A 22,573-nucleotide genomic window follows, 5' to 3' on the forward strand; every position below is an offset into this window, starting at 1 on the left:
AACTATAAAATCATCTGTTTATAACAGTCAGAATTGCCAGTCCTCGCAAACAAATGCACCCAAAACTAATCCACGCCAAATCTCTTTCCCCAAGATAGCTTTAATTAATTTATATTTTTCCGCCTCAGCCAATCTACGCTTTAAGTGGCAACCCCTACCACTGGTGAACTCGCGCCGCTCGAAAATCACCCGCACCAACCTTTTTGAGTAAATTATTCCGCTTACATAGTATAAAATAGATAATCTATGTATTTATTTAATACATATAGGTAAAGTATACCATAAAGCCCTCTCTCGCCAACTTTGCCGTCGTTGACAACAAACCGAACCGATGGCGCGCCATAAGAGGTTATGACAAAAGCAGTCGCAGGGTGATGAATTCAAAAGCTTGGTGAAAGATCGGATGCCAGTCGCTATTTAGCGGCATACGCAACGGGTGCCAGAAGAACGAGAATGCATGACCATGGTCATCTTCCGCCTCATGACGCCACTTATCCGGCAAACCTGATGAATGCCAAGCGAAAAAGTGCCAGACGACATTGTCCGTACCTATCGCGCGGCTTCCTAATTCCGTCATGACAGATGGGGCGAGCAAACCGCTCTCCTCGCGCAATTCCCGCGCAGCGGCATCTTGCGGATGCTCACCGACTTCAATTGTACCTTTGACGAACTGGTTCCCTGCCGATGGATGCGCGAAGGCAAGGACTTGCCGGCCCCGATCTACTTTTCGGGTGACAACGGGGCACGCTTTCTCAATCTTGCTCATGCGGCAAGTTGGGTCTCAAAGGATTTAGATGTCAATGTCCGCAATGGGCCAGATTAAGGGTTTCGTTCCGCGCCAAAAGCAGTTGAAAGTAAAATAGTCCAGGCGACGATCCAATACGATAGAATCGGAAGGAGTTGACATGCCCGACTTGCATTACGAACATCCGGCTCTCGCGGCCCTTTACGATCTCGACAGCGGCTGGTCTATTGATCGTGATTTCTACCTTGGCTTGGCCTCGGGCGGACAAAAACGCATTCTGGATATCGGATGCGGTACCGGTTTACTATGCGATGCATATGCCTCCCTTGGCCATCAGGTCACAGGTGTTGACCCAGCACACGCCATGTTGGACGTCGCGAGGACAAAGCCATATGGTTCTCATGTGGAATGGATCGAGAGCACGGCTCAATCATTCCGCTCAGACAAGCGATTTGATCTCATAATTATGACCGGAAACGCCCTCCAGGTTTTCCTCGAAGACCAAGAGGTTCTTGCGGTGTTCGAAACCATGCGCCGCCATCTGGCACAAGACGGCGTTATCGCCTTCGAAACACGCAATCCAGCTGTCGACTGGCCGGCGCGGTGGGACAAAGACGCTACCCATATACTTGGCGAACAAACGATCCTTCAATCTCGCAAGGTGTTGAAGAAAGAAGGTGACCGCATCTCGTTTGAAACCCGGTTTGGGTTTCCCGACAAACAACTGGTATCTTTCAGCGAGCTGCGTTTCTTATCCAAGTCTCAAATAGAGGACCTGCTGCTTAAGCGCGGTCTGAAGCCCAAAGCGATTTATGGCGGCTGGGAGAAGCAACCCTTCGATGCAGCAACTTCCGACGATATAGTTTTCCTGATTGAGGCGGTGTAGAGCTCTACCTGGCCATGACGATCTTCGAAAACGTCTTGTTACGCAGCCTTACCCATATTGCGGCTTATGAACGTGATCGCCTTGTCGGCTTCGTGAATGTGGCGTGGGACGCAGGTGTCCACGCCTTCATCCTGGACACCTGCGTTATTCCCAGGATGCGAAGAAGAGATATCGCTGCCCGCATGGTGGCAGAAGCTACAAATGTAGCGCGAGAGCGCGGAGCGAATTGGTTACATGTCGACTTCGAACCGCATCTGAGTTCATTCTACCAGAGTTGCGGATTTCGGCCGACCAAGGCAGGGCTCATCAAGCTGAAGTAATTTAAATCGGTCGCTCTGTGTCGGGTTGTCAGCAATCGGGTAGCCGCTGCCGTCCTCGCTCGGCTGTTTCGCGCCAACAGCGGTCATGCTCAGACGTAGTGTGTCTATCGAAAGTGAACCAAGAAATCGGTGACCTGGGATCGGCTCGACAGCCGATACTTTTCCTTGGGATGTTGCTCGTAAAACAAGTGATGCGCCTCGAAGGAATTCAGGTGGTTCTTTCGGACGCGGTAACCACGCGTGTACTCCAACAGCTCTTTGAATTGCTCTGGTGTTCCGCCGCCGGTTTGCCCCCGTCGCACCAAATTTGAGATGCATTCGTCGTCGGCAAAATCAAGCCAGATTAGGGTTGTTATGCGGGGGAAGACCTGCTTGAGAACTGAACCGTATATGCCCTCTATGATCCATGAGGCGTTGCCTGCGGCTTCGGCTACGAGTTGATCACGCTCATGGCGCGGACGCTCTCCCGCAAGCCCTGGCAGCCAGTGTAGATCATCCAAATGTGTGATCGGAAACCCAAGCCTGGCTGCCAATTCCTCCGCTAGCCAAGACTTACCGCTTCCGCCATTACCTACGATGAAAATCCGGTCCATCAATCACCCTCCTGCCGACGACCGTTTCAACTCTCAGTTATGCAAGTATGTCTAGGAATGCTGCGGTTGGCGAGCGCGGCGCGATGTCCGGTTCGGGCGAACGGTCATCGTGGCGCAGAAATGCCATAGGGGTCATTGCCCGACGCTCGAGAAGTCCATAATTTTTGCGACGTCGTGAAATAAAAAAAGCTTCGCTGTAATCTGGGTTTTTGCGAAAGCAGCCAAGAGGAGTCCTGGGTGATCACGCTTCAACCGTTCGTCTTCATTCGCCATGGGGAAACAGACTGGAATCGAAGCGGTCTATTTCAGGGTCGAAGTGATATTCCGCTGAACCAGACCGGTAGGGAACAAGCACGTGCCGCCTCGCGCAAACTGGTAAGTTTGCCTGTATCCAGGGTAATGGTCAGCCCATTGCTACGGGCACTAGAGACAGCGGCTTTGACGTTCCCTAAACGCTCGCACTTAATTGAGGTTGAGGATGACCTAATTGAGTGCGACTTCGGGAGTTTGGACGGTAAATCGATCACGGATACTATGCGTGAATACGGAATTACTCGCAAGGAACAGCTAGCAGAAATTCTTCCCGCAGACGGAGAAGCATGGTCATCCGTCCTCGCTCGTTGCAAGGCGCTTTTGGATCGGCTCGCAACACTTCAGGAGTTCGGTTCGGCCATTGTTCTAGTCGGACATGACGCAGTGCTTCAAGGTATATCGGAAATATTGGCTGGAGGTTGGTTCGACAGCAAACATGGGGAACCTTACTATTTCAGGAAATGCTCAGTTGGCTGGGAAGTTGTAGGGTGGGACAAGTTCGATATGGATGATTATTCTGGAAAAACGCCGTCACAAAGATTTTAATTTAGCGGTCGATTTTCGCGAGGGCTATTGGCTGCAATGGGCCAACACGCATCTTCCGCTTCGCGCTAGAAGCGGTCATCACTTCAGCTGATCGCCGCCGACCAACACCATGAGACATGTGTCAATCGAAGTCGCTGACGATCTGAAATGTTAAGGTTCCGCAACGTACAGAGGCGGACCGCCGTATCTATCGGAGAGATGCTAGTGAATGACAAGATCAGCGACGCACTCGTCAAGGAAATGGCGGGTGTTACCGCTATAGGTGACGAGCGTTACCGACCCGAGGCGGTCATCCTGTTAGCCGCATTTGCGGCGATCGCGCAAGAGCTTGCACACGTCGCTTACGGACATTTGGATCGGCCGCTAGACCCCGAAACCAAAGATCCTAAAGTCGTTCGCGCATATGAAAGCGATGCAGACAGAAGAGCTGGTGCAACCATGATTGCCATGTATTTCACTGATAACACGCGGTCCATCATCAGCAAATTTGGTGCAGTCGAGAGCATCGGCGACTTCATTGAGGCCAGTTGCCTGGCGATAGTGATGATCTGCCTTTTCTTTCAAAAGGGACACAATCCAAGAAACCCAAGTGAGCACTACCACAGCCCCTCTACCCGAAGGCTGCTACTTCAGGACGGACTGGCAGCCGGTTTGGGGGACCATATGAAAGATGGTCGTCTTCTTACGGCGGCGGGCGTCATGAAGGCGAATAAAGTTGTGCAACAACTGAATATTGCATCGGGCAAAGAATTGCGGAAACTACTCCAGGGCGATGCAGCCGACTTGGACCTTTATCGCAATACGACCCTGCCCCTGGTCCGAGGAATTGTTCGAGAACTCGCAGACGCGTCGCCGTTCTCGTTAGAAAAATGATCCCTTATCTGCTGTACTTGCAGAGCAGATGACCACAATGAGTAAAGGGAACTTGAATATGAGCAACAGCGAATTCTCCGCACGCGAGTTTTTGCGAAGCCGCCGCGCAGTTCTTGTCCATTTCTCAACAGTGATGTCGGCTCGCAGCGATCTGATCTTTCCGGACGATCTGCGGCGCGCTCTATCCCTCGCCAATGTTCCGCTATCCTTTTCCACAATTCAGCCCGGCGACACAAATCCATATGTCGTGGGTGGACGTGGGGGTGCCGAAGGAAGCGTGGGTATCGTAGTCGACATCGGTGCGAGAACGGTAGTCAGATCAGTTTCGGCTTCGGATAGTGGAAGCAGCGAACTGGGTTCGCTGGGTAACGTAGCGAATGAAGAGAATTGCGCCGCCTCCATTGATATGCGCGAGAGGAGCAACGAATGGCACGTTCAGGATTATATCCCGATGGGCCTGTTTATCATGCCACCTATCGTTGTGCGCAAATCGCTCACAATCGAAGGAGTCGAAATTTTAGGTGAAGAAGAGATCGAGCTTAAAGAGACAATTGAGCTGTTTCCCGATTTACGCATCTTCGGAGCCAGTAACGAGACTTTTTATGAATACAATCGTGCGACCGAGCAGTGGGAGGCCTCTTCCTACGACCAGATTATCCCGAAATAGTTGGGGCGACCGCTCAGCGATCAGATGGCCGCTCGGGCAAAGTTTCGGCGGCGCCACCTCATCCTCCGTGAATTGCGCTTTATCTCACCCCGATTCGCGAAAGGTCGATCCGAATACCTGCCTGCCCGCTATCACGCACCTGTGGCTCTTCCGCTTCGAGGGGAGAGGCGTCATCTGATGACAACCCGCCGTCCGCTCGAGTTTGATCTTGGCCGACCTACTTTCGACAAGCGTCGGCCCGCCGGGATCCTCTGCCCTGAAGACCGATATTCCTTCGAATTGACCGGTACGCCATGCAGAGATCGTATCACCGATCATCTGCGGCAAGACCTCCTTGTGTGTGGGACGGCCACACCATTTAATGACGACGCACGCGACTTTGGCAAAGAGCGCGGTCCCATGCGAAGGTTTGCACAAACCTCGAAAATCTCCGGTGTCAGCTGAGACGCCTCCGATATGCCAACGCCTGCTGGAAATTGTGTGATGCCGACCCGAACGCTTGCCTGACCGCCGACTATCGGCGCAGTTCAGGCTAGCGGGTGCGACCACACGTGATGTCCGCAACGGGCAGAAACCCGACATTGGAAGCAGCTAGATGCTGTGCACAGGCGCAATTGCGATCATATGCTTGCGATTAAGTGCCAAAGAGCGCCGTCCTTGTGCCTGAACTGTCCACCGACATTGTCGTTCATCATGTCTATATCGGAACAGATGGTTAGATTGTCTCGATTGCGAGAACCAACTTCGAGATACATTGCCACATCATCTGAATTGTTGATCATATGGTACCCGTTACCAGTGCCCTTTAGGAAAGGTCCGAACATATCGCAACCAGCAGAGCGACTGCTCTCGGGAGGCGGAAAGCTTGACTACGATTGGTCTTGACACCTGAGCGCTGCTCCATCTCGTCATCTCCCCGTTGCAAGTGAACCTAATGTCGCCGTCGCTGCGGGATCTGTCAGGGCGGTATACGAAGTAGAACTGGCTCAATAGTCATAGAAAAGGGACCAGGTAGTGGCAGATCCGCGCTGCGCTTGATCCACGCCCCCGAGGGCATTGGATAAACTGGTCGGCCAACCTCAATGCTTGAAGGTGTTTTCGCGATGCCAATTCAAAAACTGGGGATGTGGCCGTTGGTAAACACCGCTCGGCACAATCGCTCTTCCCGTCTTGTTGATCAGCCCTAGAATGCTGTCGCGATCGTTCGCGTGACGCGAAATCAGAATCTCGAGTTCATCCGACAGGGAGATAAGCCCACGGTCGAACATCCAATGAGCGGTTCCAGAGAGCGCAATTCCGTTCACTAGGATATCAGGCCCATTTCGCTCGACCGGTCGGATGTGAGCGGCGTCTACCTCGGCACGACCACCACCGTTGATCAGCTTCAGTCCAGTTATCGCGCATCGTTTATCATAGGCTTGTAGGACGAGACGCCGAAACAGCCGATCTCTGACAATTCGAGACGACAGCTGCATGATCCGCTCCCTATCGCGCTCGTATAGGAAGGGCTCCTGAACTCTTTCGGAAAGATCGTTCAGCGATGACGTCTCCAGCGACTCGCCGGTTCGCGGCAATTCGAGTTGATCTTCCGCCAATCCCAACGACAGAATCCGATTGAAATCGGCAGCAGATATTGATCGGACCGCAGCCTGTGCACGGCCAGAAATCCGCCCCGCTTCGTTCAGTACGCCTCGCTCAACAACACCATCCTGCCCACTAAACGCAACGGGGTTTACGAAATCGAGATAGCTGCCAGGTTCGATAAGCGCCACATACATGCCTGGCGCTTTGGGATCTCGAATAACCTGAGCGACCTTGGCGACAGCGAAATATCCACGCGTTGCAGCGACCTTTCGAGGTTCATAGTAGATGATCCAATCTCCAGCACAGCTTTGAACGCGACCGAGATACTGGCCAGGGAACTGATACTGCTCAGCCGGGCTATCCTCGTAGATCGAGTCTGTGCGGTGGATGAATACGCCGAATCCCATATGCAATCTCTATCATGATAATCGCGACCCAAAACAGGCAGATCAACGACGACGCTTACCCTCCAAACGTGCCGCTTTGTACGTCCGCTATCCACAGATCGACAAACTTCAACATCGATCGAAACGCTTTCGTATCTGGGAAGGGCAAGCTACTCGCCCGGGGTACTTAGAATCGGCGTCATGAGTTTGACATGGGTATCAATCCGTTCGAGCACTTTTATCGGCACGACCTCGCGCTGCGGCATCGACCACCAGATTTGATTGACGCGCTCGACGGTATCGACCACCGCTCTAAGAACAGCAGCTTCCGGCAAGCGCGCACGCCTTGCGAACGCTTTCCAGCGCTGGGCACTCAGTGCTTTAAAGGATCGCTCGCCCAAAACGGATAACGCCATGGAATCTGTCGGAATGTAGGGGATCGTCGAAAGGACATCGTAAACTGGCGCAAGCTCGGGTTTGTCTCCCGCTCCGCGATAAATCAGCGACCAATTTTTTAAGTGCATGTCACCATTTCCCGTGACCGCAGCCAGAGCCAACCTGCGCACAAATTCCAGCGCTGCGGCTGGCGAAACAGCGACGTTCAGAGCCGCAGCGATATCGTGATAGGCCGCACCTTCATACTTACCCGATGGATAAATGCCGAACACCTGCGCAAAGTCCTCGATATGGATCCGCGTCGCTCCCGTGCCGCGGTCGAAGCGCTTGATGAGCAAGACCTTTCCATCCGAGAGCGTCTCAAATTCCTTAGGAATGCCTTCGAATTCCGACTGATCGACAAGTTCTCGTTCCGGCACATCCATGCCAATTGCTTCGGCCAGAGCCAGATTGGCATATTCGTTTTCGGAAACACCTGGAAACGATGTCGACGGAAATTTCGCAATATACGAACCCTGCGCGTCGCCCAAGGGCAAGGTGAGACCACCGCCTTTGCCCGTATTCTTGATCACAGAGAGCTTCATCTGCACCCCAGCAAGAGAAAACCGGGCTTTCGGTTCAGGACGTGAGGGGGCATTGAGCAGAGCGATCGCGCCCTCGCTCGGTACGATGCGGACAGCTCCTGGCAAATCTGCACCGAGCGCCGCAAGAAGATCGAAATCATTGCCGGGCCGAACGCCGCCGGCATGGTGCTTCTCCATAGCCTCGCGCAGTTTGTCTTCTGGAAGCAGATTGGCAAAAAAAGCTGGCAAGGCCCTGGCGACAGGCTTCGGGTCTTTGCGCAAGCCTCCGGTAGCCGCCCGAAAGGACAGGCTCAACACAGGAGAGCCACCAGTTGCGCGATAGCTTTCCTCGAAACTGAATGCATTGAAGTCACCAGGCGTCCGGACAATTGTGCCGACCTTAAGGTTGTTCAGCAGCACCTCAAGCGAGGAGATGGACTTTGGATCGAGATACGCATCAGGCATCGTCATCACCGTTGGAACTGGCAACGAACGCAGGCAAATCGTCGTCGCTGCCATGCGGCTGAAGCAGCGCATTGACAGCCGGCACCATCGGTTGCGGGATGAACATCAGTTCGAGACCAAGCGCACGTGCGATATTGATCAGCGTGGTCGTGCGGGCAGCGCTCCTTCCGCTTTCAATCTCGCGATAGCGTGGCCGCGATATGCCAGCCATCTCTGCGACCTGCTCTTGTGTCAAATCCAAGCCTTTACGCGCTGCCTTCAAAAGACCGCCGATCTCAACCAATATAGTCGTGTCCATTGACATATGATACCTAAACATATCTTCAAATGACAGAATGATACGTTTAATTATCTATTTTGGCGCGCGCAGTCAAGGATCTGGCGTTGATCATGAGGTATTCGCACAAGTGGTTGCATTTATCAGGCGCGCTAGCCGTCGTTTCGGCATTCAGCAGGCGTGCTGTCAAAGATTAAACGAACACTTCGATGTCGGAAAAAAATCCAAACAACTCCGCAGAACTTAGTTGCGGATGCCAGGTTAGGACCTGCAGCTCTGTTCAGTACTACCAGTGACTGTCGTCTCTCGTCACGAAACATCGCGCTCCAGCTTTTGGATATGCTCTTCGCAGACGACCCTAACCAGTTCGAGGAGATGCGCAGTCCGCTCACCGAGCCACACAAGGGCCTCTTCGCTAATCTCGAAATGTTTGGAATACCGAGCCTTAACATAGGCCTCGTTGATCGTGTTAAACCAGGCTCTCTGCCGGTGGTGATCGCGTGGAAACGCTTCCACCAGCCGCAGGTCCTGCTCTTCGGCAAGTGAGCGCAGGAACTTGATGTTGTGTGAGGCAGGCGCGTAGTTGGTCAGGGTCAGGATAACACAGGAGTATGCTTGCTCGATGCACTGATGCAATTCGAAAGCGCCGAGCCGAAGATCTTTTTCGCTGATACAAAAGCGCGCGACTTTCATGAATGAAAGAGCAAGTCCATGCCTCTCATTGAAATGCTCGCGCGCCACACTCAACCGTTCGTCCGCCGTTAACAGCTTTGGCTCGGCCAACGGCTCGTCATCAAGCTCGTAGAGAACGATCCCTTCCTTGCGGATGTCCGAGAAGAAGTAGTGGCCCTTCTTCAGCTCCGTGTTCACCTCGCGCAGAGAATGCACAATGAACTGCGTCGGCGTCTCGATGAAGCTGTCCCGAATAATCCGGTCGGCTGCCTTGTACCAATAGGTTGCATGATCCGTCAGCTTGCGATTGTTGACGATCACCAGCAAATCGAAATCCGAGCGATAGCCCTTCATCGTATGCGGCTCATCGACAAACGTGCCGCGGGCATAAGAACCGAACAGGATGATCTTGAGAATGCGTCCGCGCTTCTTGAAGTCGGCCGTGCCTTCGTTCAACGCATCCTCGAACTCCTCGTGCAGGATCTCCAGCGCACGGGCAAGCTCTCGCTGCTTTCTATGCGGGATATGATCGAGGGAGGATTTCATCATGGGAACGAGGTCTGGCTGGCTTTCAATTATCGCTGTGATCTCATCGCGCTGGTGGTATCCATGGACCTTATACGCTTCGCAACATTCATCAAATGGCAAAAGTGCTAGTCGACTTTTGGAGGTCGTATGCCGCGGGCACGAACGACCGATCCTGATGTCGGCTATCGCAGATGCGATCTCTCACGAGTGCTTCGCGTCTTTGAAGTGAGAACAAGCTCCGCGCAACAGACCGTTGAACCAAACGAACTGACACGAAGACAAGTGCATCGCCGTTCGCTGTCTGGAACCAGCTAAATCCTGCTGGGTTAGTCTTCCTGAACATGAGGAGAAGAACGATGTCGGAAACAACACGAGGCCGTAACCAGGATCGCGCCCGCGTGGCTGGGGGACAGGATCACGAAGTCCGTTATGAGGCCAACAAGGAACACGTCTCTAAGGACGATGTGATGAGTGCGATCAAGTCTGTTGGCAACAGCCGCGACAAGGTCGAAGGCGAGCTCGATCGCAAAGGCTGATTGCCGCAAGTCATGACCGACGGAAAGCCGCCTGGCGTCATCAAGCGGCTTTCGTTTGTCGTCGGACGTCTTGCCCGTTGATCGCGCTTCCGCCGTTTTCCTCTCACCCATCGGAGCAAGATGCGCGCCTGTCCTGCCGCTCACTTCGGCGCTGTGTGGGAGCGCGTTCCCGTCAGGACAGGCTCGATCATCGCCTTCCATCTTCCGTCGGCGGTCTTGTCAGATAGTCGCGCAGGGCTGCCGGATGACGACGATGCGGTGGTTCGCTTGCGACCACCATCATGATCAAACCGGCAATCAGCGCCCTGGCTTCCTCGTTCCAATGGGCGTCGCCAGAACTCCCCGGTTCGTCATAGACCAGAGCATCGGCAAGCGTGCCGGCATGCTCGGCGATATCGACATCATTGGCATCGAGATGCGCAAACGGATTGAAGCAGGATGATGGCCGATCCGTCACCCCGAACGGGTCGAGCACATGCAGTACTCCAAAGCCTTCCCTTGCCCGTGCCGTGATCCTGGCATTCTCGCCTTTCGGATCGATGCAGATGATTGAGCGCTCAACCGTCAGCAGATTTGGGATGATGGTACCGACACCTTTACCGGTTCGCGTCGGTGCCATCGTCATCAGATGCGATGGACCGTCATAGCGAAGCAAAGCCTTCTTCTGCGGATCGCGTCCGATGATGAGACCGGCATGATCCTTTCCCGCCATCGATGCGATGTCTTTTGCACTGGCCCAGCGTGCCGTGCCAAACACGGACTGCACCGGCACCTCGGAGACGAATGCCCCCATGAACCCGAACACCCCGAAGACGAGCGGCAGATGTTTTGCCACGACCAACAGGACCTGACTGATCAGTCCCTGCTCCGCGCCCAGGGCCCAATGGACCACGAAGTCGAGGAAGATGATCGTGCCCGCATTCACCCAGCCGATCGCTGCACAGATGGCTGCCAGGAAAGGTGCAGTCACGACCGCCTTCACGAAGCCCCAGACCGTCATGGCTGCACGGTGCCTCCGTCCTCGCTCGTGGAGCGTTGCCCGCCATCTCGGAGCGTTGTAGCAGCATCTATGCCAGCACCATCCAAGCCTGTTCCATGCACTGGCTGCGGCGACGCATTTGGATCATTCTGCGGCCATAGGAGATCGACGAATAGCAGCCGGTCCGCATCGCGGCTGAGGTAGGCCGGGAACTCGCGAGCCAGCCATTGTCGCAATTGCTTGGCGTCCATTCCACCCTGCTGATGTGCAGGATCTCCCTCCTGCTCCAGCCGTTCCAGAACGAACGATCCGAGCAGCATCCTGCGCCGTGTCGTCTCCGCCCGTTGCTGCTTCTCCAGCCGCGATTGCAGCGCCTTCTTCTGCTCTTCCAGCTCCCTGATCCGTTGCTCGATGGGTTTGCGCATGCCTCTCTCCCTCCTGTTTGTGGGTCAAAGCACGGCATTCAAGGAAACCCCTCTCCGATTGGCCACTGGCATTTGTGCTAGTTGAATACTGACCTCCCGAGAGCTACCCCCGGTTAAGGCACAAGGGCGCACTTACGAGTTGAGCACGTTTTAGTGCGTGGTTTGCGCCCTTTGGCCGGGGAACAGGGACAGTTTGAGACTGTCTGCCGGTCGGATCTGTCTATCGCGGGGGGAATGATGGCGATCTATCATTGCAGCGCAAAGCCGGTCAGCCGATCGGGCGGGCGAAGTGCCGTAGCCGCCATCGCCTACCGGACGGCAAGCCTGCTGACGAACGAGCGCGATGGCCTCACCCATGATTTTACCGCCAAGAAGGGCGTGGTTCATTCCGAAATCGTTCTGCCCGACGATGTGGACGCAGACTGGTCGCTGGATCGCTCTGCACTTTGGAATGCTGCAGAGGCCGCGGAGCGTCGTCGCGATAGCCGCGTTGCGCGTGAATTCGAGATCGCTCTTCCGCATGAGCTTAGTGCAGATGCCCGCCTGTCTCTCGCCCGTGACTTTGCCCAGGATCTCGCCGACCGTTACGGTGCTGCCGTCGACTTTGCCATTCACGTTCCCCAGGGCAAGAGCGACATTCGCAATGTCCACGCCCATGTGATGATGACGACGCGGGAAGTCATGCCAGACGGTCTTGGCGAAAAAACCATGATCGAGCGCGAGAACAGGTGGTTGCTGGCAAACGGTCTACCCACCTCGCATATGCAGATGCGCGATATCCGCAAAGCGCTTGCCGATCTCGCCAATCGCCATCTGCTGGAGGCCGGTCTCGATATCCGTGTCGATCATCGGTCGCATCTCGATCGCGGTCTGGAGCTCTCACCAACCGAGCATATGGGTGTCCATGCCAGCCAGATGGAACGGCGTGGACTGGACGTTTCCCGTGCGCGTCTCGAAGAGAAGGCCGCGAAGAAGAACGCCGAGCTTATCCGCAGAAAACCGGAAGAGGTTTTGCGGATCCTGACCGACGAGAAGAGCGTCTTCGATCGTCATGATATCGCCCGCACCATTCATCGCTATATCAACGACAATGACGGTTTCCAGCGCGCCTTTGCCGCCGTCATGGCCTCACCTCAGCTCTTCGAGCTTTTGCCGGAGCAGAACAGCAAACTGGCAAAATACTCGACGCGTGAAATGATCACGGTCGAGCACGCGATGGCAGCAAGCAGCCTGCGCATGGCGGAGCGAAACAATCATCGCGTCAGCGCAAACACGATCGATAAGGCGCTACGTCGACAGGATGCGGTGCTGGGTGGGTCAGGTCTTACCGGTGAGCAAAGGACGGCTGTTCGGCACATCACCTCCGCGGCACAGATTGCCGCTGTGATCGGCTTTGCGGGGGCTGGCAAATCGACGATGCTGTCTGCCGCACGTGAGGCATGGGAGGCGCAAGGCTATCGTGTTCATGGTGCGGCTCTTGCGGGCAAGGCTGCCGAAGGACTGACCACATCATCGGGAATAGCCGCGCGCACGCTTGCATCCTGGGAGTATGGCTGGAGCCGCGGCAAAAATGAGCTTGGCCGCAACGACATTCTCGTCATCGATGAAGCTGGCATGGTGGCAAGCCGTCAGCTGGCGCGCTTCGTTGCAGAGGCCGAAAAGCGAGGTGCGAAGCTCGTCCTCGTCGGTGACCATGAGCAGCTTCAGGCGATCGGTGCAGGCTCGCCCTTCCGGGCCATTGCCGAGCGCATCGGGTCAGTCGAACTCACCGACATCCGCCGGCAGAAACATGGCTGGCAGCGGGAGGCGTCCGTTGCTTTTGCCACGCATCGCACTGCGGAAGGATTGCAGCATTACGCAGAGCGCAACAGCATCAGTTTTGCCGATGATCGAGAGCAGGCCTGTGCTGAATTGATCCGGGACTATCTTGCCGATCGGATCCAGAACCCGGACGGGTCCCGCATTGCATTGGCCCATCGACGGGTCGATGTTCGGGCCATCAATGACGGTATTCGGGAGAGACTTCAGGCGGAAGGACTGCTGGCGAAAGCAGGCGGTCAGCAAGATGTTGGTACGAGCAATGGTGGCAAACGAACCGATCGCGAGATCGTCTATCAGACCGTCAACGGCAAGCGTGCCTTTGCGCCCGGCGATCGGATCGTGCTTCTGGAAAACAGCCGCAATCTCGGCGTGAAGAACGGCATGCTGGGAACAGTGGAAGCCGTCGAGCCGAACGCACTACATCTGCGGCTCGACGGATCTTCGGGCAGACCAAACAACGTCCCCCATCTCGCTCTACCCGTCAAAGATTACCAATCCTTTGATCATGGCTACGCCACCACCATCCACAAAGCCCAAGGCGCCACCGTCGATCGCGCCTTCGTCATGGCATCCTCGACCATGGACCGCCATTTGACCTATGTCGCTATGACCCGTCACCGGGATGCCGTTACTCTCTATGCCGGTCGTGATGATCTGAACGACATGAGGGAGATGGTTGCGAGCATGGGCCGCTCGGGCGTCAAGGAAACCACGCTCGACTATGAGCAGGTGTTTGCCGAACGGCGCGGATTGCAGGCGAGAGCAAGCGGACCGGAGGAGCTGGAGGTCGCCACGATGGGAGCGATGGCCAATCAGCAAAGACCTGTCTCCGAAACGCCGCAACCGCTCGAACAGATGCGCGAGCAGCAGGAGAAGATCCCTGCCCCGCTCGTGCCCGCGATAACGCGTTATGACCGCACCATCGACGAGGTTTCGCGGCACAACGCCATGCCGCATCTGGAGCGTGAGATCGAGCATCTGCAGTCGATGGCAGGGTCGGTCTATCAAGAACCCTTCACCGCTGCGCTCACCTTCAAGACTCTCATCGTCGATGACAAGATTGACAAAGCCGAACTGGTCAAAGGGGTCAGGGAGCGGCCGGAGCAGTTCGGGGTCTTGCGTGGTAAGAGTGGCCTGTTCGGTGACAATTCAGAGCGCAAGCAGGCACTGAGCAAAGCGCAAGGCCTCTCAAGCCATGTCGGGCATGCGGCAGAAACCTGGGAGCGACGATTGACCGAAGCGCGCCAGTCGGAAGAATGGCAGCGGGAGAAGCGCGATATCGTCGAAGTCCCGGGTTTATCGCCGACGAGTGAGGCGATCCTTAGAACCCTCGATCCACTACGCAGCGAGCAGAAGCAGGAGTTCCTCGAGCAAATGACCAAGACGCCAGAGGGCAAGCAGGCGCTGGAAGAGGCACAGGCGATCGTCAATGCGCTGGAGAAACGTTTTGGAACGAGCAATAGGTTGGAGCTAGAAAAGATAGATCTGCGGCTGCGCAAGGATCAGCTTCAGCAGGTAGATCGCGTCAGGGACGTTGCGCGGCTGGTGGAGCGTGCGCGTACGGATGTGCAAAGAAGGACGTATGAGCTCGAGCAGTCGTTGAAAAAGGGGTTAGGCCTCGGACTGTAAAACGGCGTAGGATTGACTCCAGATCGACCGCACTCGAAATGCGGCATACCTGCAAGGGTATCGTGGGTTCGAATCCCACGCTATCCGCCATCTAGTGGAATGTGTAGCGCGGCAATCAGGATGAGACGCTAGCGACAATCTGGATGAGATTCTTAGGTCGCGGTCGAGATCAAGTTATCACGCTGATTGTCGCTGACAAGTTCTTCTTCGTTCTTTGATTGCCGCTCCGCGACAGCCTGCGCCGAGGTTTTGATTGTCGCGAAGGAAGCTGGTCGACCCCGTTGGCGCTTTTCCTCAAGGGCCGTTCTGCGGCTATAGCTCTCGACATTCATCTCGAAGATCGTGGCGTGATGTACGAGCAGGTCGACTGCCGCGAGTGTCATAGCAGGATCTGGGAAGATCCGGTTCCACTCTCCAAACGGCTGGTTGGCAGTGATCAGGATTGATCGATGCTCATCTCGCGCTGAAATCAGCTCGAACAGTACGCTTGTTTCGGCCTGGTCCTTGGTGACGTAGGCGAGATCATCGAGGATTAGAAGGTCGTACTTATCGAGTTTGTCGATTGCTGACTCGAGCTGCAGTTCGCGGCGGGCGACCTGGAGCTTCTGTACAAGATCGGTTGTTCGGGTAAACAGGACCCGCCATCCGTTCTCGATCAGCGCAAGGCCGATAGCGGCAGCGAGATGGCTCTTTCCTCCGCCGGGCGGACCGAACATGAGGATGTTAGCTCCCTTGGCGAGCCAACTATCGCCAGCGGTAATTGCCATAACCTGCGCCTTCGAGATCATGGGCACAGCGTCAAAGGCGAAGCTGTCCAATGTCTTACCGGGCGGAAGGTGTGCCTCGGCGAGATGCCGTTCAACCCTGCGATGGGCACGTTCTGCCAGCTCGTGCTCGGCAATCGCCGACAGGAAGCGAGCTGCTGGCCAACCCTCGCGATCTGGCTGTTCAGCAAAGCGTGTCCACAGAGTTTTGATTGTCGGGAGCCGCAGCTCATTGAGCATGATGCTGAGCCGTGCTTCATCGATGACGTGGGCGTTCTTCATGCGGCTTCTCCCGACCCGATCAAGGCCTCATAACCGGTGAGCGATGCGAGCTGTACATGAACAGTAGGCAGCCCTGGCTGGATCCGGGCCGAAGAGCCTTCGCATGGCGCTGGATCGGGTAGGTCACCGGCATCGAGTGTCCTGGCCAATTCTTCGGCAAGTTCGCGTTCGCAACCGCGGTCATGAGCCAGCGCGAGGATCTCTACTGTGATTTTGCAAGCCTGCTTGTCAGGGAGTTGTTCGATGAGGGCTTCGAAGGCTCTGCGGTATTCCTCGCGCGGAAAAAGCTTGTCGCGATAAACGAGGCCCCGGAGCGCCATCGGCTTTTTGCGCAGGGAATGGATGACGTGGTGGTAGTTCACGACCTGGTCGTGCCGCCCGTCAGCGTAGCCACGTCCCCGGCGCAACGTCATCAGGTGCGTACCTCCGACAAAGACATCCAGCCGATCATCGAACAAGCGAACTCTTAGCCTATGGCCGATCAACCGGGACGGCACGATGTAGAAGACCTTGCGCAAGGTGAACCCACCGGTGCGTGATACCGTCACCACGATCTCTTCGAAGTCAGTCGTGCGACGCTCAGGCAGCGCCTGCAGATGAAATCGTTCCGCATCAATGCGTTTGCCATGGGCAGCATTGCGACGGCTGACGATCTCGTCGACAAAGACGCGGTAAGAAGTGATATCATCGAAATCTGTGGTGCCCCGCATCAGCAGGGCATCATGAACGGCGTTCTTGAGATGACCGTGGGAGCTTTCGATGGAGCCGTTCTCATGGGCGACGCCTTTATTGTTGCGTGTCGGCGTCATTCGATAATGGGAGCAAAGCTGGTCGTATCGGTGTGTAAGATCAACCCTGGCATTGGCGTCAAGGTTACGGAAGGCCGCCGACAAGCTGTCACTTCGATGATAAAGCGGCGTGCCACCCACAGACCAAAGGGCATTTTGAAGCCCTTCAGCCAGCGCGACAAAGCTTTCTCCGCCGATGGCAACATACCCGATAATAACATTGCTGAACGAGCCATGCGTCCACTCGGAGTTGGTCGGAAAAACTGGCTGTTTGCCGGCTCGGACAAGGGCGGTGAGCGCATCGCCAACATCCTGACCATCATCGAGACGGTCAAACTGCACGGCCATAACCCGGAGGTCTACCTGACAGACGTCCTCACCCGGATCCAGGATCACCCCAAGGATCGACTTGAAGACCTGCTGCCCTGGAACTGGACGCCGACGATAGACCGACACGAGGCCACCTAATGGCACGCTCAAGGTTCATCTACACGCTCAGCCAAGTCGCCGGCATGATCGGCGAAAACCTCGAACTGATCGAGGAAATCACCGCAAACTCGGACAACATCTCCGAAGGCGAACTGGTTTACGTCAGCGATGGCAGTGAAGATGGCACGAAAGGTCTGACCGAGAATGGCATCGAAGAACTTCAAAGCCTACTCGCCGACATCAGGACGTGGGACGGCGGTATCCGCGAGTTCCTCATCGAGACGCAATGCGATCCTGAAATAATCGACCGCATCATGGTCGATGAGATGGAACGCGGCCTATAGAATCCATCTCTCCACACCCAACAATGCGTTCGCCGGACGCTCACACCCTAAGTGCATCGAGAATGTGTTTATGTGAAGCTTTCTTGCCTTTTAGCTTGTTCAGACAAACGCCCAGGCTTAGGCGCGTCCTCTGCTTACCCAATTTCGGTTTATTGAAAAGTGGTACCTTCAGCTGGTCAAGCAATTGCTCCACGGCAGTTCGCAAGAGATTTCCGCACGCGCCTGTGTTCACACAAGGAAGGAAAAGTGCTTTCAAAAGCTGTGTCCTAGGCTTTCGGCCTAGAGTTTCAGGCTTTGCGATTACATACGGCGCTTGGATAGCACCGCGGAAACTCCAGAATTTTCCTAGCGCACCTCTATAACGATAGCATCAGACATTATGTACTGACATTTTTTGTCCAAAATTCAGCGGGTCACTCTATTACCGTTGACTTAGCGAAAATAGTTTCTTCGCGATTGCTGATGCCCTGTTTCCTTCAAGAGGCAAGCCCATATGATCGACCTCTGCCCATAAAAGGTATCTGTAAAAAGCATCTTCGCTAGCGCCTTCGAAAATCAAATCACAAAGCGGACGCACATAAGAGTCGTACTCATCCTGAGCTCCATCAAAATCCTTAATGCCAATCGGATCCCATTCAGTCAGAAGGATTCTCTGCACCGTTTGTTCTATCGAAGTACGATGGTCCGCCATCACTGGCCCCCTCTATATACGGTGATTACTCGCCCGCTTTCACTATTTATAATTGCCCGTACTTTGTTCTGAGCATCGAAGAACCCTTGAGTGCCACTTCTGGTGGCGAAAGGAGATCCGTTCCTGATCGTGTTTTCTACAACTGATGGCATTATTCCGCGGTTTTGCATCTGGTCAAGGGCATGGCCAGTGTATTCTCGATTACCAATGGAAGTTGGGGTGTTGCGCGTAGGCTGGTACGCAGTGTTGCGTAACTCAAAGCCAGATTGCCCTTTGAAGCCAGTATCGCCAGGTTTTGCATTCGACCCTATCTGGGGAGCTGGTGACTGGGTTTCCGTTCCACCGCTGAAGGTGTTTTGCCCGCGACTTTCTGTATTAGCGATTTCCTTCGTGTTTTCTATTTGTTTTGTCTGTTGGAAGATGCTTCCGATATAGCTTCCGAACACGGAGGCTGCTTTGGTGCCTGCGGCCGCCGACAACGCAGAGTTCCCGAGGGATTGTGTTTCGCTCATCTGGACGATGCCACTCGTTGTGGTCGGCGCGTTTGCGGGCTTGGTTCCGCCCAGTAGTCCGAGGAAACCGCCGATAACAATTGGTACAGCCCAGAAGATATGTCCGTTTGGGTCAGATTGATTGACTGGATCGTTTCCGGCGTAGGCGTATCGGTTTGTTCCTACGCCTTCCTGTGTTGGATCCCAGTCGTCAGGCGAGATGAAACGGGCATTGGCCCCTTGAGCGAAGGGAACGACGAGGAGGCAGGCGATGAGCAAGATGCTCTGAAGCCTGATCAGCATGCTTTTGAAGCCTGAATGCTGTTGCATGGAGGGTTTCCGCTGTGAGGAATGACAGTGAGGGCGAAGCTGCGGAGCCGATGCGCGCTCCGCAGCAATGATCGCTAGTGGTGGGCAGGGAGGTTCGTGCTCTGCGGGAGGTTTATCTGCAGCCCCTGAAGATCGATCGGGTCGATGTCCTCGTCATGGATATTGGGGCCAGCCTCTTCATCAGGCGGAATGAACCGGCCAAAGGTTGGATCGTAGTACCTTGCATTGAGGTACATGAGGCCGGTTTCGGCATCGAAGCGCTCGCCGATGTAGCCCTTTTTGGTCTGCATGTTCTGGTTGGTCGCCTCACCGTAGGCCGCGTACCCCGTCTGTTCGGTGATCCCGCCGGACTGGCCGGTAACCAGGCGCACCGACTGGAGATGGTCGCGATGCAGATAGCTCGGCGTGGTAGCATTGGTCGCCGTCGTCGAGATTTTGACATCGGGGTGCGGATACCGGACATAGACCTCCGACCCTGGCGTGGTCCGGTCGATCTCGATGTTGGCATTCACGTAGAGCGTTTTACTGGAGGGCGATGCCTTGATTGCCCGTGATCCGTCAGGACCGTAGGCAAAGGTGGCAGTCGATGTTCCTTCGGTTACGCTTGCCAGCAGGTTCGAGCGGTCCCAGGTCAATGTACGTGTGCCGTCGGATGTCATGTTGCCATTGGCATCGTAGGCTATGGTTTTTGCGCCGATCTGGGTCGCTGCATGGGGCCTGCTGGCTGTACCGCTCGGATATTGATAGACGCCACTTACGCGGCTACGGCTCAAGAGGTTGCCGGAGGGTGAGTAAGTGTAGGTCTCGCTTAGAGCACTATTGCCAGCATTGACGGCCTGTGTCAGTTGCCCGAGGTCATCGTAAGTGTAGGTCCAGTTCTCCGATGGCGTCAGACCGGTGATTGTCTTGATGCGCCCCAGCTTGTCACGGGTGTACTGGTTGTCCATGAGCACAGTGGTGCCCTTCTTTGTGACGACCCGGGTCATCCAGCGCCGGGTTGGCGAATAGGTGAACTCTGTCGTCACGCCATTGGCGTAGGCAATCGATTTGGTCTGGCCATCCGCTTCGTAAGTAGCCGCAGTGACATGACCAGGTATGGCAAGCAGTTCATTGGCGGCGTTATAGGACCAGGGAGCTGCTGAGGTGCCTACATCGAGAGGGGCCGGTGTGTAGCTGATCGCAAGTGTCAGATCGGGCTTTCCCTTTCTCTCGGTCATCGTATGGGTGATACCATCGATTATCGAGGTGGTGGTCAGGATGGTCCCGTTGCCCGTCTGGCTCATGCTGTAATGGTGGGTCGCAGTTCCGTTCACCGCCCGTGTCAGCAACCCGACATTATGGAAGGGTGCCGCACCGATGCCACTGGCGGCGGTGTCGTAGGTGTTGGTCACCGTGGTCGTGGCCGTCGTTTCTCCTGCTCCCTTGACCGACTTCGTCCTCAGCCGCCCGATTTGGTCGTAGGCAAGTGTCGTCACCGCACCACGTGCGTCCGTCTGGCCGGTCAGGCGCTTGGCATTGTCGTAACGATAGGACCAGCTTCCAAGATCCGGATCCTTTGCGGTCAGGCGGTTGTCGACAAGATCGTAGGTGTAGGTCCAGGTCGCGCCGCCATGATCTTTGACCTGCCGAAGACGGCCCTTCATATCGTAGCGTCTGGTCTCGGCCACCCATGATCCCGACAGCTGTGACGCCTTCAGGATGATGTTGTCGTTCTTGTCCTTGACGGTGCGATGCAGCTTGCCTTCCTCGTCCGTCATGCGGATATCGACAACCGGCACGCTGGTTGTGTTCGCAAGGCTTTGCGGCTGCAGCAGATAGGAGTAGGTCCGTTGAGAGCCATCCGGATTGACCGTCTTTACCACCCGGTTTTGCCAGTCGTAGGAGTTGACCGTCCATTGCGCGGCTTCATTGGCATAACGGGTAAACGCTGTCTGCGCCTTGTTGCCACGTGCATCGTAGGTGGTATCGGTAATGCGGGTCTGCCCACTGGCAGTCTCACCTGAGGTCTCCACTCGCCATGTCCGGCCGAGACCATCGTAATAGCTGCGGTCAAACACCGTTCCCGAACCAGTCGCCGTTGCCTTATAGGTGACGACAGCCTGGGTTTGAGGATTGCCTTCGTTCTCGTAGCGGGTGTTGACGTAGCCACCCGTGCCCGAGTTCGTCTCGCCATAGGGCCGGCAAAAGGCATCATATGTGTAGGTATGGGTTATGCCGTTCCAGTCGACCTTGGCCGCAGGCTTGCCGCACACGAAGTTGGGGGTGAAGGTCGTAACGAAACGCGTATCGGCCGACAGGCTACCATTGGCAAAATACTTCGGCGCCCGTTCCTTGATCACGTGCAACTTGTATGTCGCATCATAATCCCACTCCGTCCGGTTACCTGCTCCATCCACATGCGACAACTTGTTGCCATTGGTGTCGTAGGTGAAGCTCTCCACATAAGAGCTGACGGGCTCCACCTGTTTGTAGAAGCGCCTCATCGTCAGATTACCCTTCGTGGGCGCTGTCGTCTCGCTCGTTGCACCGTCGTAATAGAAAGCGGTCTGCTCTTCAAAAACATCACTATCGGTGCTGAAGACGCCATTGGTCAGGGAGCGCGCGCTGCTCACACTGGGGAGCGATACGATATAGTCCGCCGTGTTGGGAACATACGACGTGACCAACCATGTCTCGTCACCTGTGATATCCTTGCGGCCGAAGTCGCGCGCCTGCGTGACATTTCCATAGGCATCGAACTCATTCTCTCGACGCAGGACGATCGACGAGCCACCCTCCGACAACGTCGTCTCCGTCGCTGTGTTCAACGCGGTGTAAGGTGCAGTCGTATTCTCGATGGCATAGGTGCTGACAACCGTCTTGCGCGCCACGCCCGCACCATCACGATACTCGATCTGCAACGGCTTGCCGATGGCTGCGTAAGCCTGGCTGAACGTGATGTCTATGCTCGGGCAAGCCGTCTCGCCAGACGCGCAGGGCAGCTTTGCCGTCAGGCCGGCAAAGCCCAGGAACTTGCGCTCCTTGTAATCATAACGACCGCCACGATAGCTGTACTCCGTGCGCGACACGCCACCCCGACCGTCCTTCTCCACGATCGCCGAAACCGTCTGCGTCACAAACGGCATCCGCGTCCCAGCCGTCAGACCCCACTCACTCGACGGCTTGTACTCAACCTCAACAACGCCACCCTCAGGATACGTAACCGACGTCAGCAAATCAGGAATGGGGCCAGTCGAATACCAAACCTCGCC

General features: G+C 55.5%; 19 protein-coding genes, 1 tRNA gene and 5 pseudogenes. 11 read left to right on the forward strand and 14 right to left on the reverse strand.

The annotated features are described in order from the left end of the window. Positions 1–211: hypothetical protein (locus ACTJKV_RS21720; RefSeq protein WP_440599469.1), on the forward strand; the 211-nt coding region annotated here is incomplete at its 5' end. 138 nt (positions 212–349) lie between these two features. On the opposite strand, the gene ACTJKV_RS21725 is transcribed toward ACTJKV_RS21720, so the two are convergent. Then, positions 350–766 (reverse strand): NUDIX hydrolase, encoded by a 417-nt coding sequence (locus tag ACTJKV_RS21725; protein ID WP_440599470.1) that lies wholly within the window; start codon positions 764–766, stop codon positions 350–352. A 139-nt stretch (positions 767–905) separates the two neighbouring features. Between ACTJKV_RS21725 and ACTJKV_RS21730 the strand changes: the two genes are divergently transcribed. Both ACTJKV_RS21730 and ACTJKV_RS21735 read left to right on the forward strand, forming a co-directional pair. Then, entirely contained in the window at positions 906–1,631 is a 726-nt protein-coding gene (locus ACTJKV_RS21730) for a class I SAM-dependent DNA methyltransferase (RefSeq protein ID WP_440599471.1), read from the forward strand. Between the two features lie 23 nt (positions 1,632–1,654). Continuing rightward, positions 1,655–1,951 (forward strand): annotated as a pseudogene (locus tag ACTJKV_RS21735) (GNAT family N-acetyltransferase); the annotation flags it as partial. A 104-nt stretch (positions 1,952–2,055) separates the two neighbouring features. On the opposite strand, the gene ACTJKV_RS21740 reads toward ACTJKV_RS21735, so the two are convergent. Further along, complete coding sequence (locus tag ACTJKV_RS21740) at positions 2,056–2,544, reverse strand: AAA family ATPase (RefSeq protein WP_440599472.1); 489 nt, start codon at positions 2,542–2,544, stop codon at positions 2,056–2,058. Positions 2,545–2,781: 237 nt separating this feature from the next. Here ACTJKV_RS21740 and ACTJKV_RS21745 point away from each other — a divergent pair, with 237 nt between their 5' ends. The 3 genes from ACTJKV_RS21745 (at position 2,782) to ACTJKV_RS21755 (ending at position 4,942) form a co-directional block, all read left to right on the forward strand. Beyond that, entirely contained in the window at positions 2,782–3,402 is a 621-nt protein-coding gene (locus tag ACTJKV_RS21745) for a histidine phosphatase family protein (RefSeq protein ID WP_440599473.1), read from the forward strand. Positions 3,403–3,606: 204 nt separating this feature from the next. Then, positions 3,607–4,275, forward strand: coding sequence for a hypothetical protein (locus tag ACTJKV_RS21750; RefSeq protein ID WP_440599474.1), 669 nt, complete (start codon positions 3,607–3,609; stop codon positions 4,273–4,275). A 58-nt stretch (positions 4,276–4,333) separates the two neighbouring features. Then, complete coding sequence (locus tag ACTJKV_RS21755) at positions 4,334–4,942, forward strand: hypothetical protein (protein ID WP_440599475.1); 609 nt, start codon at positions 4,334–4,336, stop codon at positions 4,940–4,942. Positions 4,943–5,026: 84 nt separating this feature from the next. Here ACTJKV_RS21755 and ACTJKV_RS21760 read toward each other — a convergent pair. The 5 genes and pseudogenes from ACTJKV_RS21760 to ACTJKV_RS21780 form a co-directional block, all read right to left on the reverse strand. After that, positions 5,027–5,460, reverse strand: a pseudogene (locus tag ACTJKV_RS21760) (hypothetical protein). Between the two features lie 561 nt (positions 5,461–6,021). Beyond that, entirely contained in the window at positions 6,022–6,933 is a 912-nt protein-coding gene (locus tag ACTJKV_RS21765; RefSeq protein ID WP_440599476.1) for an HNH endonuclease, read from the reverse strand. Between the two features lie 149 nt (positions 6,934–7,082). Beyond that, positions 7,083–8,336 (reverse strand): type II toxin-antitoxin system HipA family toxin, encoded by a 1,254-nt coding sequence (locus ACTJKV_RS21770; protein WP_440599477.1) that lies wholly within the window; start codon positions 8,334–8,336, stop codon positions 7,083–7,085. Next, on the reverse strand, positions 8,329–8,634 hold the full coding sequence (locus tag ACTJKV_RS21775; protein ID WP_440599478.1) for a helix-turn-helix domain-containing protein: 306 nt from the start codon (positions 8,632–8,634) through the stop codon (positions 8,329–8,331). The genes ACTJKV_RS21770 and ACTJKV_RS21775 overlap by 8 nt, the downstream gene beginning before the upstream one ends. 288 nt (positions 8,635–8,922) lie before the next feature. Beyond that, positions 8,923–9,834, reverse strand: a complete 912-nt coding sequence (locus ACTJKV_RS21780; protein WP_440599479.1) for a nucleotidyltransferase and HEPN domain-containing protein — start codon at positions 9,832–9,834, stop codon at positions 8,923–8,925. Between the two features lie 335 nt (positions 9,835–10,169). Here ACTJKV_RS21780 and ACTJKV_RS21785 point away from each other — a divergent pair, with 335 nt between their 5' ends. After that, on the forward strand, positions 10,170–10,349 hold the full coding sequence (locus tag ACTJKV_RS21785) for a DUF3606 domain-containing protein (RefSeq protein WP_440599480.1): 180 nt from the start codon (positions 10,170–10,172) through the stop codon (positions 10,347–10,349). A 208-nt stretch (positions 10,350–10,557) separates the two neighbouring features. On the opposite strand, the pseudogene ACTJKV_RS21790 reads toward ACTJKV_RS21785, so the two are convergent. Further along, positions 10,558–11,100: pseudogene (locus ACTJKV_RS21790) on the reverse strand (type IV secretory system conjugative DNA transfer family protein); the annotation flags it as partial. Positions 11,101–11,345: 245 nt separating this feature from the next. Beyond that, positions 11,346–11,753 carry a mobilization protein gene (locus ACTJKV_RS21795; protein WP_440599481.1) on the reverse strand — a complete coding sequence of 136 codons (408 nt, stop codon included), beginning with the start codon at positions 11,751–11,753 and terminating at the stop codon, positions 11,346–11,348. Positions 11,754–11,990: 237 nt separating this feature from the next. Here ACTJKV_RS21795 and traA point away from each other — a divergent pair, with 237 nt between their 5' ends. Together traA and ACTJKV_RS21805 are read left to right on the forward strand one after the other, a co-directional pair. Next, positions 11,991–15,203 carry a Ti-type conjugative transfer relaxase TraA gene (gene traA / locus ACTJKV_RS21800; RefSeq protein WP_440599482.1) on the forward strand — a complete coding sequence of 1,071 codons (3,213 nt, stop codon included), beginning with the start codon at positions 11,991–11,993 and terminating at the stop codon, positions 15,201–15,203. Next, a tRNA-OTHER gene (locus ACTJKV_RS21805) sits at positions 15,195–15,293 on the forward strand. Before traA ends, ACTJKV_RS21805 begins: the two co-directional genes overlap by 9 nt. A gap of 62 nt (positions 15,294–15,355) precedes the next feature. Here ACTJKV_RS21805 and istB read toward each other — a convergent pair. Next, the gene (gene istB, locus ACTJKV_RS21810; protein ID WP_440599483.1) at positions 15,356–16,249 is read right to left on the reverse strand and encodes an IS21-like element helper ATPase IstB; all 894 of its coding nucleotides are present in this window, start codon (positions 16,247–16,249) and stop codon (positions 15,356–15,358) included. Next, positions 16,246–17,244, reverse strand: a pseudogene (locus ACTJKV_RS21815) (IS21 family transposase); the annotation flags it as partial. The pseudogene ACTJKV_RS21815 and the gene istB, both read right to left, overlap by 4 nt. Between ACTJKV_RS21815 and ACTJKV_RS21820 the strand changes: the two are divergent. Beyond that, positions 17,233–17,505: pseudogene (locus tag ACTJKV_RS21820) on the forward strand (transposase domain-containing protein); the annotation flags it as partial. The pseudogenes ACTJKV_RS21815 and ACTJKV_RS21820 sit on opposite strands and share 12 nt — an antisense overlap. Further along, positions 17,505–17,810 (forward strand): hypothetical protein, encoded by a 306-nt coding sequence (locus ACTJKV_RS21825; RefSeq protein WP_440599484.1) that lies wholly within the window; start codon positions 17,505–17,507, stop codon positions 17,808–17,810. The pseudogene ACTJKV_RS21820 and the gene ACTJKV_RS21825, both read left to right, overlap by 1 nt. Positions 17,811–18,231: 421 nt before the next feature. On the opposite strand, the gene ACTJKV_RS21830 is transcribed toward ACTJKV_RS21825, so the two are convergent. From ACTJKV_RS21830 to ACTJKV_RS21840, 3 genes are all read right to left on the reverse strand, one after another. Continuing rightward, positions 18,232–18,501 carry a hypothetical protein gene (locus ACTJKV_RS21830; protein WP_440599485.1) on the reverse strand — a complete coding sequence of 90 codons (270 nt, stop codon included), beginning with the start codon at positions 18,499–18,501 and terminating at the stop codon, positions 18,232–18,234. Continuing rightward, entirely contained in the window at positions 18,501–19,322 is an 822-nt protein-coding gene (locus ACTJKV_RS21835) for an RHS repeat-associated core domain-containing protein (protein ID WP_440599486.1), read from the reverse strand. Before ACTJKV_RS21835 ends, ACTJKV_RS21830 begins: the two co-directional genes overlap by 1 nt. A gap of 74 nt (positions 19,323–19,396) precedes the next feature. Beyond that, positions 19,397–22,573 (reverse strand): RHS repeat domain-containing protein (locus tag ACTJKV_RS21840; protein WP_440599468.1); only part of this gene is annotated, 3,177 nt, incomplete at its 5' end.

This window comes from Agrobacterium sp. 22117, from assembly GCF_052045735.1.
Lineage (GTDB): Bacteria > Pseudomonadota > Alphaproteobacteria > Rhizobiales > Rhizobiaceae > Agrobacterium > Agrobacterium cavarae.